General features: G+C 72.5%; 10 protein-coding genes and 2 pseudogenes. 5 read left to right on the top strand and 7 right to left on the bottom strand.

Going from position 1 to position 10,694, the window contains the following annotated elements; translation table 11 throughout:
* The first annotated feature begins 116 nt into the window (after nt 1–116).
* Together AB0O67_RS14480 and AB0O67_RS14485 are read left to right on the top strand one after the other, a co-directional pair.
* Nucleotides 117–479 (top strand): hypothetical protein, encoded by a 363-nt coding sequence (locus tag AB0O67_RS14480; protein WP_365449759.1) that lies wholly within the window; start codon nt 117–119, stop codon nt 477–479.
* A gap of 84 nt (nt 480–563) precedes the next feature.
* The gene (locus AB0O67_RS14485; protein ID WP_365449760.1) at nt 564–1,982 is read left to right on the top strand and encodes a S28 family serine protease; all 1,419 of its coding nucleotides are present in this window, start codon (nt 564–566) and stop codon (nt 1,980–1,982) included.
* A gap of 26 nt (nt 1,983–2,008) precedes the next feature.
* Here AB0O67_RS14485 and AB0O67_RS14490 read toward each other — a convergent pair whose 3' ends face one another.
* The 3 genes from AB0O67_RS14490 to AB0O67_RS14500 form a co-directional block, all read right to left on the bottom strand.
* On the bottom strand, nt 2,009–2,632 hold the full coding sequence (locus AB0O67_RS14490; RefSeq protein ID WP_365449762.1) for a hypothetical protein: 624 nt from the start codon (nt 2,630–2,632) through the stop codon (nt 2,009–2,011).
* Nucleotides 2,633–2,757: 125 nt separating this feature from the next.
* Nucleotides 2,758–4,590 (bottom strand): glycoside hydrolase family 3 protein, encoded by a 1,833-nt coding sequence (locus AB0O67_RS14495; protein ID WP_365449764.1) that lies wholly within the window; start codon nt 4,588–4,590, stop codon nt 2,758–2,760.
* A 431-nt stretch (nt 4,591–5,021) separates the two neighbouring features.
* Nucleotides 5,022–5,930: a LysR family transcriptional regulator gene (locus tag AB0O67_RS14500; RefSeq protein WP_365449766.1), complete on the bottom strand. Its 909-nt coding sequence runs from the start codon at nt 5,928–5,930 to the stop codon at nt 5,022–5,024.
* Nucleotides 5,931–6,021: 91 nt separating this feature from the next.
* Between AB0O67_RS14500 and AB0O67_RS14505 the strand changes: the two genes are divergently transcribed.
* Both AB0O67_RS14505 and AB0O67_RS14510 read left to right on the top strand, forming a co-directional pair.
* Nucleotides 6,022–6,936, top strand: coding sequence for an EamA family transporter (locus tag AB0O67_RS14505; protein WP_365449768.1), 915 nt, complete (start codon nt 6,022–6,024; stop codon nt 6,934–6,936).
* A 4-nt stretch (nt 6,937–6,940) separates the two neighbouring features.
* Nucleotides 6,941–7,482 (top strand): annotated as a pseudogene (locus tag AB0O67_RS14510) (hypothetical protein).
* A gap of 37 nt (nt 7,483–7,519) precedes the next feature.
* On the opposite strand, the gene AB0O67_RS14515 reads toward AB0O67_RS14510, so the two are convergent.
* The 4 genes from AB0O67_RS14515 to AB0O67_RS14530 all read right to left on the bottom strand — a co-directional run bounded on the left by AB0O67_RS14515 (nt 7,520) and on the right by AB0O67_RS14530 (nt 10,569).
* Nucleotides 7,520–8,320, bottom strand: a complete 801-nt coding sequence (locus AB0O67_RS14515; RefSeq protein WP_365449770.1) for a sugar phosphate isomerase/epimerase family protein — start codon at nt 8,318–8,320, stop codon at nt 7,520–7,522.
* Nucleotides 8,321–8,391: 71 nt separating this feature from the next.
* Nucleotides 8,392–9,324 (bottom strand): bifunctional helix-turn-helix transcriptional regulator/GNAT family N-acetyltransferase, encoded by a 933-nt coding sequence (locus tag AB0O67_RS14520; protein WP_365449772.1) that lies wholly within the window; start codon nt 9,322–9,324, stop codon nt 8,392–8,394.
* Nucleotides 9,325–9,441: 117 nt separating this feature from the next.
* Nucleotides 9,442–10,041, bottom strand: coding sequence for a dihydrofolate reductase family protein (locus AB0O67_RS14525; RefSeq protein WP_365449774.1), 600 nt, complete (start codon nt 10,039–10,041; stop codon nt 9,442–9,444).
* A 96-nt stretch (nt 10,042–10,137) separates the two neighbouring features.
* On the bottom strand, nt 10,138–10,569 hold the full coding sequence (locus tag AB0O67_RS14530; protein WP_365449776.1) for a nuclear transport factor 2 family protein: 432 nt from the start codon (nt 10,567–10,569) through the stop codon (nt 10,138–10,140).
* Between the two features lie 14 nt (nt 10,570–10,583).
* Here AB0O67_RS14530 and AB0O67_RS14535 point away from each other — a divergent pair.
* A pseudogene (locus tag AB0O67_RS14535) lies at nt 10,584–10,694 on the top strand (GntR family transcriptional regulator); the annotation flags it as partial.

Here is a 10,694-nt window from a genome sequence, read left to right on the forward strand (position 1 = left end):
GTAGGCGTCCGAGGTCCGCGCAACCATCGGGCGTACGTCGCGCGTCCGTACATCCGTACGTCGATCCGAGGGGCGCGGAGGCTACGACTGTGGACACGGGTGCGATACGACGTCGGATGGCGCTCGGCGTGGCCCTGCTGACCGCGTCCGGACTGCTGGCGCTCGCCGCACCGGCGGACGCGCGGGCGGCGGCGTCCACCTGCGCCGGACGCAAGGTCAGGACGCTGCCGTTCGCCACCGGCGCCGTGCACGTCTACAAGCGTGGCGGGTACGTCTGCGCCGTCACGCTCCCCAAGGACCCCGGCCCCAAGCGGTCGATGTCGGTCAGCGTGCAGGCGCGCGGCAACCGCCCGGTCGTCGACAAGGGCCGGTACGCCCACCGCGCCGGCCCGGTGACCGTGCACGCCGGGCAGCGCTGCGTGTGGGTGAAGGGCGCGGCGGGCCGCGGGTCGGTCAGCTCCGGCTGGATACTGTGCTGACCTGCTGATACGCCAACCACCCTGGTGCACAGGTGTGTTGCTCCGATAGCTTCCGGCGCACATCTGTTCTTACAGGGAGGGTGCATGCGCAAGGCGCTAAGATGGCTGCTCGCGCTCACCGTGCTCATAGGCACGCTGAGCACGGCGGGGGCGGCCACCGCGGCCCAGCCGGAGGCCACCGATATCAAGGACCGGTTGCTCTCCATACCCGGCATGAGCCTGATCGAGGAGAAGCCGTACCCGGGCTACCGCTTCTTCGTCCTCAACTACGCACAGCCGGTCGACCACCGCAAGCCCTCCAGGGGCACGTTCCAGCAGCGGATCACCGTGCTGCACAAGGACACCTCACGGCCGACGGTCTTCTACACCGGCGGCTACAACGTCTCCGCCACCCCGAGCCGCCGCGAGCCGACCCAGATCGTGGACGGCAACCAGGTCTCCATGGAGTACCGCTTCTTCACGCCGTCCCGGCCCAGCCCGGCCGACTGGACCAAGCTGGACATCTGGCAGGCGGCCAGCGACCAGCACCGCATCTTCACGGCGCTGAAGCGGATCTACTCCAAGAACTGGATCTCCACGGGCGGTTCGAAGGGCGGCATGACCGCCACGTACTACGAGCGCTTCTACCCCCGTGACATGGACGGCGTCGTCGCCTACGTCGCGCCCAACGACGTCGTGAACGACGAGGACAAGGCGTACGACCGCTTCTTCGCCGGCGTCGGTACCAAGGAGTGCCGTGACCGGCTGAACGGCGTGCAGCGCGAGGCCCTGGTGCGCCGGGAGCCGCTGGAGCAGCGGTACAAGGCGTACGCGGCCGAGAACGGCTACACCTTCGACACCGTGGGCAGCCTCGACAAGGCGTACGAGGCGACCGTCCTCGACTACGTCTGGGGCTTCTGGCAGTACAGCCTGCTGTCCGACTGCGGCACCGTCCCGGCGGACGCGAAGAACGCGACCGACGAGGAGATCTGGAACTCCATCGACACGATCGCCGGGTTCTCCTTCTACACCGACCAGGGCCTGGAGCCGTACACGCCGTACTACTACCAGGCGGGCACGCAGCTCGGCGCGCCGACGATCGTCTTCCCGCACATCGAGAAGAAGTACGTCCGGTACGGCTATCTGCCGCCCCGGTACTTCGTCCCGCGCTCGATCCCGATGAAGTTCCGGGACGGCGCCATGAAGGACGTCGACAGCTGGGTCCGCCACAACGCGCGGCACATGCTCTTCGTCTACGGCGAGAACGACCCCTGGGGCGCCGAGCGGTTCCGCCTCGGCAACGGCGCGCGTGACTCCTACGTCTTCACCGCCCCCGGCGCCAACCACGGCGCCAACGTGGCCGGTCTGCAGGAGAAGCAGAAGGCGCTGGCCACGGCCAGGATCCTGAAGTGGGCCGGAGTGGCGTCCACCGCGGTCGAGGCCGACCCGGCGGTGGCCAAGCCGCTGGCCAAGTACGACGCCCGGCTCGACAAGCGGGGCGCGGAACGGACGCTGCGTCCGTAACGCCGGTGCTGTGCCCGCCCGTCGCACTACATCGGACGGGCACAGCCCACCGGGCGGGCGCCGCCCAGCTGGACGTACAGGGCGGTGGCCGCCGGGCAGCCGGAGCGCGCGGCGACGGCCTCCGTCACCTGGAACTCCGGCTTCTCGCGGCCCCCGCCGTCGCACGCCGTCTCGCGCACCTTCCCGCCCCCGGCGTCGTAGACACAGTCCCCGACGATCGTGCGCGGCCCCCCGCCGCCGCCCGGGTCGCCGGGATGCGGCGGCTGGAGCGCGCGCATACAGGCGTAGCCCCCGGGGACGGCGCCGTCGCCGTCCTCGTCGTGGGAGAGCCGCTGCTCACTGATGTGCAGCACGAAGTCGGTGGTCCCGGGGCAGGGCGGACCGTCACCCGCCCGGCCGTCGTGGCGCGCCACGACCCGCGCGGCGGCGCGCTCGCCGGCACAGGGGACCTCGGTGAAGCTGGTCGTACCGAACGAACTGCACTCGTCGACGGCGAGGAACACCGCCCCGAACCCGGAGGCGGCGGCCGGCGCCGTCGCACCACCTGGGCTCGGGCCGTGCTCCGCCGCCGGGCCCTGACAGCCCAGCAGCAGGCCCGCGAGCACAATGCCCGCACACCGTCCTCGCCGCGTGGTCCGCCGCATGGTCATTCCCCCCACCCCGTCCAGCGTGACCCGCGGCAGCGGGCACACGCCAGACACACGGCGCGCTTTGCGCCTGTTTGGGGGTGGTACGCCGGGTGCGTGGCGTACCGCACCCTACGTCCGGTCGACGCCTAGTACGACAGCCCGTGCCCGACCGGATACAGCACGCGCCCCGGATCGTCCGCCCGCTGCACCGGCACCGGCAGTTTGCCGCGCGGCCGTACCTTTCCGGCGATGACCCGTGCCGCCGCCCGCAGCTCCACGTCCGTCCAGGAGTAGGACGCCAGGTAACCGCGGACGCCCGGCAGATGGGCCACGTCGTACGGGTTGCGGACGGCCACCGCGACCACCGGCTTCCCGGTCGCCAGCAAACGCTCGACCAGCGTCCTCTGTGAGCTGGTCGCCGTGACGTTGTACGTCCCCACGACCACCGCGTCCACGTCCCGCGCCGCCGCCACGGCCTGCTCGACGACCGCCGCGGAGGGTGCCGTGCCGGTGGACAACGCCGTCGCGGAGAAGCCGAGTTCGCTCAGCGCGGTCGCGAGGACGCCGGTGGGCGGGCCGGTCGTGCCGGACGGCGAGGCCGGGTCGGCGCCGACGACGAGCAGTCGGGGGTGCTCGCGCCGGGACAGCGGCAGCAGGTCGCCCTCGTTGACTAGCAGGGTCGTCGTCCGCTCGGCGATCCGGTCGGCCTCCGCGAGGTGGGCCCGGGTGCCGACCGCGCGGTCGACACCCCGCGCGCTGACGTACGGCGCCTCGAACAGGCCGAGTTTCGCCTTCAGCCGCAGCACCCGCAGGATCGATTCGTCGAGGCGTTCCTCGGTGAGCTCGCCGTCCTGCACGGCCTTCAGGACCGCGTTCCAGGCGACGTCCAGCTTGGGCGGGTTGAGGAGCTGGTCCACGCCCGCCTTCAGCGCCAGCACCGGCACCCGGTCGTCGCCGTACTTCGTGCGGACGCCCTCCATGCCGAGCGAGTCGGTGACCACGACACCGTCGTAGCCCAGTTCCTCCCGCAGGATGCCGGTGAGGATCGGGCGGGAGAGGGTGGCCGGGTCGCCGGAGGAGTCGAGCGCCGGGACCATGATGTGGGCGGTCATGATCGAGTCGATGCCGGCCTCGATCGCCGCCCGGAACGGGGGCGCGTCGATCGTCCCCCACTCCTCGCGGGTGTGCTCGATGACCGGGAAGCCGTAGTGGCTGTCCACCGCGGTGTCGCCATGGCCGGGGAAGTGCTTGGCGGTCGCGGCGACGTCCGCGCGCTGGTACCCGGTTACCTCCGCCGCGACCAGGTCGGCGACCGCGCCCGGGTCGGCGCCGAAGGAGCGCACGCCGATGACCGGGTTGGCCGGGTTGACGTTGACGTCGGCGACGGGGGAGTAGTCCTGCCTGATGCCCATCGCGCGCAGTTCCTCGCCGGCGATCCGGCCGAGGGTGCGGGCGTCGGCGCGCGAACGGCCGGCGCCGAGGGCCATCGCGCCCGGGAAGAGCGTCGCGGGCCTGCCCACGCGGGCCACTATCCCGTGCTCCTGGTCCGTGGAGACGAGCACGGGCAGTCCGCGGGGGAGATCGAGGGAGGCCTTCTGGATGCCGTTCGACAGGTCCGCGATCTGGTGCGGGGTACGGGTGTTGTGGGCCCAGGTGAAGTAGATGATGCCGCCGAGGCGGTACTTGGCGAGCAGTTCGGCGGCCGTGCGGACGCCGAGTTCGCTGAGGTTGGCGTCGATGTCGGCCTGGTCGGGGGCGGTGGCGGAGTGGCCGTAGACACGGGAGACGAAGAGCTGGCCGACCTTCTCCTCCAGGCTCATCCGGGAGATGAGCTGTCGAAGGCGCCGGTCCTCGCCGGCGTGCGCAGTGCTCTGCCCGACCGTCAGGGCGGCGGTGACGCCGGCGGTGGCGGCGAGAACCGTTCGTCTGGAGGGTGCGGCAGCGGTGTTTTTTGCGCTTGGCGTGCTGGTGTGGTGCACGTGCGCTCCTTCCGGAGGAGATCGCTGAAGGAAACTTCCAAAGAGCCACCAATATCCGGGAAGTTTCTGCCGGTCAAGGGGACGCACAGCCCTGCCCACCGAGGGGCCGCCATCGGCGCATGGAGGGGGGCGCGCCGATGACGGCCGGCCGCCGACCCGGTTGCGCCGGAGAGGGTGGTCGCACCACGGGACCCATCCGGCGGCCGTGCGCGTTGGACGGACGACGCGTGGGACGGGTTCCCCCTGCGGGAGGCCGGCCTGAGGCGGACCCCGGGCCCCGGCGCGCGCAGGCTCGGAGCTCCGCCGATCCGCGGCCGGCGGCTCATGTGCGCGGGGTGAAAAGGGAGTTACCGGCCGCCGTTCGAACACGTCACGACCAGGGCGTCCCGTCTCTGGCCAGGCCGGCGCGCCGAGGCCGTTGGCCCCGGGGCCTACCGGTCCGACACCCCCGGCCAGTGGGCCTGCAACGTCCGCACCGTCTCCGCGATCGCCGGTCGGCGGGCCGCGCCCTCGCGCCAGAGGGCGTAGAGGTGGCGGACCGGGAGGGGGTCCAGGGGGACCTCCGCCACGCCCCGCGGGAGCGGGCCCCGTCCCAGGCGGGGGATGAGGGCCACGCCCAGGCCCGCCGCGACCAGGGCCACCAGCGTCGGGTTCTCCTCCGCCGTGTGAACGATGTCCGGCTCGTGACCGACCGAGCGCAGGGTGCGGAGCAGCCAGTCGTGGCAGACCCGGCCGGGCGGCTGGCAGACCCAGCGCTCGTTGCCCAACTCCTCCCGCCGCACGGCCTTTCGGGTCGCGAAGGGGTGGTCCTCAGGGACCAGCAGGTCGCACAGGTCGTCGCCGATCGCCGCCTGTTCCACGCCCGCCGGGGCGGGCAGCGGCGCGATGTCCCAGTCGTGGGCGACCGCGAGGTCGATCGCGCCCTTGGCGACCAGGTCGACCGAGAGATGCGGGTCGACCTCGGTGAGCCGGGCGTCCAGGGCCGGATGGCGCTTCGCGAGATCGGCGAGGACCGGCGGCAGCAGCCCTCGCGCCGCCGACGGGAACGCCGCCACGGTCAGGCGACCGGCCGGCAGCCCGCGCCGCTCCTCCAGGTCCGTCTCCGCCCGCTCCACGATCGCCAGCAACTCCGCCGCAGTCGCGACGAGTTGGTGTGCCTCGTCGGTCAGGCGCACCCCCCGCCCCTCCCGTTCGAGCAGTACCGTCCGCGTCTCCCGCTCCAGCTTGGCGATCTGCTGGGACACGGCCGACGGGGTGTAGCCGAGCGCGACGGCGGCCGCTCCGACCGTGCCGTGCACGGAGACGGCGTGCAGGGCCCGCAGCCGCTGGAGGTCGAGCATGACCAACCCCTCCATCGATTAGCTTTGCTTCATCCAATCATGCAGCAAGCATCGCTGGTGCTACATCGTCGGCCCGGGTGATCCTCGCCGTATGCGACCCGCTCACGTCTTCCTCGCCGTCCTCGTCGCCGCCGTCTGGGGCGTCAACTTCACCGTCATCGAGATCGGCCTCGACCACTTCCCGCCCCTCCTCTTCTCCGCCCTGCGCTTCCTTGTGGCGGCGGTCCCCGCCGTCTTCCTCGTGGGCCGCCCGAAGGTGGCCTGGAAGTGGATCGTGGCGGTGGGACTGGTCCTGGGGGTGGCGAAGTTCGGGCTGCTGTTCGTGGGGATGGACGCCGGGATGCCGGCCGGTCTGTCGTCGCTGGTGCTCCAGGTGCAGGCGGTGTTCACCGCTCTGATCGCCTTCCTGGTCCTGGGCGAACGGCCCACCGCGCTCAGAGGGTTGGGCATGCTCGTCGCGCTGGCGGGCATCGGCGTCGCCGCCGTCGACGAGGGCACCTCCGGCCCTCTGACCGCCTTCGCCCTCGTCATCGCGGCCGCCGCCTGCTGGGGCGCCTCCAACGTCCTCACCCGCAAGGCCGCCGCCCCGGACGCCCTCAACTTCATGGTGTGGGTGAGCACCGTCCCCGTCCTGCCCCTCCTCGCCCTGTCCCTCCTCCTGGAGGGACCCACGCGGGACTACGACGCCCTGCGCGCGCGCGACTGGCAGGGCGCCGGCACCGTCGTCTACGTCGCCTGGATCACCACGGTGTTCGGCTTCGGCGCCTGGGGCTGGCTGCTGCGCCGTCATCCGGCCTCCACCGTCGCGCCCTTCTCGCTGCTGGTGCCGGCCTTCGGGATGACGTCGGCGGCGGTGTTCCTCGGTGAGTCGATGACGCCACTGCGTTGGTGCGCGGCGGCGCTGCTGGTGAGCGGAGTGGCCCTCACGTCGGTTACGCCCCGGCGATCTTCGGCGGTCCATCCCGTGGACGACGCGGCGCGCCGGGTGGACGTGGGCCGATCATGAGGGCATGCCCGTAGTCGACATCCCCGGTTCCAAGTCCCTCACCGCCCGCGCCCCGTTCCTCGCGGCGGCGGCCGACGGCGTCACCACCCTGCGCCGGCCGCTCCGGTCGGACGACACCGAGGGCTTCGCCGAAGGCCTCACCCGGCTCGGCCACCGGGTGGGCCGCACTCCGGACATCTGGCAGATCGACGGCCGCCCGCAGGGCCCTTCGGCCACCGAGGCCGACATCTTCTGCCGCGACGGCGCGACCACGGCCCGCTTCCTGCCCGCGCCGGCCGCCACCGGCCACGGCACATAGCGTGCGCGGAGAACCTGCGGAGGCCGGGGATCGAGGTCGCCACCGGCCCGGACTGGATCGAGATCCGGCCGGGCCGGCCGGAGCCCGCCGACATCAAGACCGACGGCGACCACCGCATCGTGATGTCCTTCGCGGTGACCGGCCTGCGGGTGCCGGGGATCACGTACGACGACCCGGACTGCGTACGGAAGACCTTCCCCGGCTTCCACGAGGCGTTCGCCGCGCTGCGCGACCGCCTGCCCGGCTGACCGCGTCGTGGGCCAACCGGCGGCGGCGCCGGGCGGTTCAGGCCGAGTCGTTGAGCAGGCGTGCCAGGTGGTCGCGGCCCGCGTCCAGCAGGCCGGGCAGCGGGGCCGCGTCCTCGTGCCAGCGTTTCTCGTACTCCCAGCACAGCCAGCCGTCCCAGCCCTGCCGGGAGAGCAGCTCCACGGTCTCGGCGATCGGGAGCACTCCGGCGCCCAGCGGGAGCGGGGCCGTGTCCTCGACCGAGGCGATGTCCTTGACCTGGACGTAGCCGAGGTGCGGGGAGAGGGCCGCGTACGTCTCCGAGGGCTGCTCGCCGCCCAGCCAGGTGTGCATCATGTCCCACAGGGCGCCGACCTGACGGTGGCCGACCAGGCCCAGAATCCGCATCGCGTCGGCGCCCGTGCGGTGCGAGTCATGGGTTTCGAGAAGGATGCGCACCCCCACGTCGCCCGCGTACTCGGCCGCCGTGCCCAGGCGGCGCGCGGCGATCGCGTCGGCCTCCTCGGGACTCTGCTCCGCCGTACCGCCGGGGAAGACCCGGACGTACGGTGCGCCCAGGTCACGGGCCAGGTCGAGGAGGGCGCGCAGCTCGGCGACGACGGGCTCGTCGTCACCCGGCGCGGCCACGCGCGTGTACCCCGCGACCCCGAGCAGCGTGATGCCGGACGCCTTGAACTCGGCGGCGGTATCCGTCCGTTCGGCGGCCCCGATGCCGGGATGCACCGGCTCCTCGGGGTGTGCGCGCAGCTCCACACCGTGGTAGCCGTGCTCGGTCGCGAGTCGGAGGACGTCCGGCACGGGGAGGCCGGGGACACCGAGGGTGGAGAACGCCAGCTTCATGCTTCCAGCTTCTTACACCTGGGCCCTTCCCGTCACTCCGGTGTCGCCGACCCGTGGCGCGCGGGCCGCCGTCACTCCCTTGGCGCGCGCAGGTCCAGGCGCCAGTCCTGGCCGACCAGGTCCTTGCCGAACGAGCGGTGCGGCTTCTCGGCGACCAGCACGAAACCGTGCCGCTGGTAGACGCGGCGGGCGGCGGTCAGTACGTCGTTGGTCCACAGGACCAGGTCGCGGTAGCCCACCCCGCGCGCGAAGCCGACGACCGACCGCACCAGCCGGTCGCCGATGCCGAGACCGCGCGCGTCCGGCTCGACCAGGAGCAGCCGCAGCCGGGCGGTGGCCGGCGCCTCGTCCCGTACGCACATCACGCACCCCACCGGACGCCCGTCCAGCTCGGCGATCCACACCCGCTCCAGGTGCGGATCGTGGTCCTCCGCGAAGTCCGCGACGATCCGGGCGACCAGCCCCTCGTAGTCGGTGTTCCAGCCGTGCTCGGCGGCGTACAGTGCGGCGTTGCGCTGCACGATCCAGCCCAGGTCACCGGGGCCGGGCTCGCGCAGCACCACGTCCTCGGGGCGCGGTGTCCGGCCGGTGCCCAGGATGGCGCGCACCGTCCCCAGCGCCTCGGCGAGCCGCCCCCGCTCCTCGGGCGGCACACCGGCCAGCAGCGCCCCGACCGTCTGCCGTGCCCGCTCGTCGAGCAGGTCCGCGGCCTCCCGGCCGCGCGCGGTGAGGGTGATGCGCCGACGGCGCGGATCCCGCTCCGAGGGCGCCCGCTCGATCAGCCCGTCCTGCTCGAACCTGTTCAGGATCCGGCTCAGATAACCGGCGTCCAGGTGGAGTTGGGTGCGCAGGTCGGCGGCGTCCGTGCGCGTCGAGTGCGCGAGCTCGTACAGGACGCGGGACTCGGTGAGGGTGTACGGGGCGTACAGGTGGCGGCCGTAGTCGAGGGCGCCGATGAGATGGGTGTAGAAGCGGTTGAAGGAGCGGATGTCCTGGACGGTCATGATCGGCCCCGGTCCGGGAGGGGCGGCCCGGTCGGCCGACCCGGATGGTTGACTCGGTCAGAGATGTCGCCGGGTCGAGCCTAGGCCTCCTCCTCTGTCCCGTCCATGCCCCGACGGCTACTGCCCGGCGGCCCGCCGGTAGACGCACACCTGGGCGCCCGCGTCCGAGGCGGTCGTCGAGACCAGCTCGAACGTGGTCTTCGTACCGTCGTCCGGGAAGATCGACTTTCCGCCGCCGAGCATCACCGGCATGACGATCAGCCGCAGCTCGTCCACCAGGCCCTCGCCCAGCAGCGTACGGGCGAGCGTCGGGCTGCCCATGACCAGCAGGTTCCCGCCCTCGGACGCGCTGAGCCCGCGCAGCTCGGCGACGGCCCCGGCGGCCGGGACGAGGACGGTGTTGTCCCATGCCTTGGTGTCGGCGTCACCGAGGGTGCCGCTGACGACGTACTTGCGGACGGAGTTCATCCGGTCGGCGAACGGGTCCCCCGCCCGCTCCGGCCACGCCCCGGCCATGGTCTGCCAGGTCCGTCGCCCGAACAGCAGGGCGTCGGCCCCCTCCAGCGCCGCGTCGAAGGCCCCACCGACGATCTCCGGGTCGAAGAAGGGGTGCGTCCACCCGCCGTGGGCGAACCCGCCGTCGGTGTCCTCCTGGGGGCCGCCGGGCGCCTGGACGACGCCGTCGAGGCTGATGAACTCACTGATGACGATGGGCATGGGTGGCTCCTGCTGTCCGGGTCGGTCGGGGACGGAAGTGCACTGAAGACCGCGGACCGGCCCGGAACTCATCGCCCGTGGGGCGATCAGTTCGGTTCACTCGACGACGGGCGGCCGCCCCTGCGTCCACACGGGCCGCACCGCCATCCGGCTGAACCGCCAGCCGTCCGGCGTACGCCGCACCTCGGCGTCGAATCGCCCCCCGACGGTGAACAGGGTCCCGTCCTCGTGGACATGGGTCATATGGGCGTTCCAGGAGACGTCGGCCCGGTCGCCCTCGGCGTCGACGAGGATCCCGGACGCCATGTGCTGCGTCCGCAGGAACCGCTCGACCGCCTCCGCCGCGAGCCGCCCGACCGCCGCCAGGCCCTCGGCGGCGCCGACGGGTGTCTCCATCCGTACGTCCTCGGTGGCTAGGGCGCCCATCGTGCCCGGGGCGAACTCGCGGGCGTCGAGGGTCCGGAAGAGGCGGTGGACGAGGACGGGGACGAGGGTGTGGACGTCCTGGGACGCGTGGTGATCGCTCATGCGAGGAGCGTCGTACGTCAACCGCGCTTGAGCCGCTACTGAGCCCGATCCTGCACTACACGGGCGTGACGTACGACGGGGACGGGCGGGTGCTGGACGTCGCCGTCATCCACTACCGGGGCGAC

This window comes from Streptomyces sp. NPDC086077, from assembly GCF_040686175.1.
GTDB lineage: Bacteria > Actinomycetota > Actinomycetes > Streptomycetales > Streptomycetaceae > Streptomyces.

Coding starts and splice junctions, on each gene's coding strand:
- AB0O67_RS14480 (WP_365449759.1), top strand. CDS start 117: ATGGCGCTCGGCGTGGCCCTGCTGACCGCGTCCGGACTGCTGGCGCTC.
- AB0O67_RS14485 (WP_365449760.1), top strand. CDS start 564: ATGCGCAAGGCGCTAAGATGGCTGCTCGCGCTCACCGTGCTCATAGGC.
- AB0O67_RS14490 (WP_365449762.1), bottom strand. CDS start 2,632: ATGACCATGCGGCGGACCACGCGGCGAGGACGGTGTGCGGGCATTGTG.
- AB0O67_RS14500 (WP_365449766.1), bottom strand. CDS start 5,930: ATGCTCGACCTCCAGCGGCTGCGGGCCCTGCACGCCGTCTCCGTGCAC.
- AB0O67_RS14505 (WP_365449768.1), top strand. CDS start 6,022: ATGCGACCCGCTCACGTCTTCCTCGCCGTCCTCGTCGCCGCCGTCTGG.
- AB0O67_RS14515 (WP_365449770.1), bottom strand. CDS start 8,320: ATGAAGCTGGCGTTCTCCACCCTCGGTGTCCCCGGCCTCCCCGTGCCG.
- AB0O67_RS14520 (WP_365449772.1), bottom strand. CDS start 9,324: ATGACCGTCCAGGACATCCGCTCCTTCAACCGCTTCTACACCCATCTC.
- AB0O67_RS14525 (WP_365449774.1), bottom strand. CDS start 10,041: ATGCCCATCGTCATCAGTGAGTTCATCAGCCTCGACGGCGTCGTCCAG.
- AB0O67_RS14530 (WP_365449776.1), bottom strand. CDS start 10,569: ATGAGCGATCACCACGCGTCCCAGGACGTCCACACCCTCGTCCCCGTC.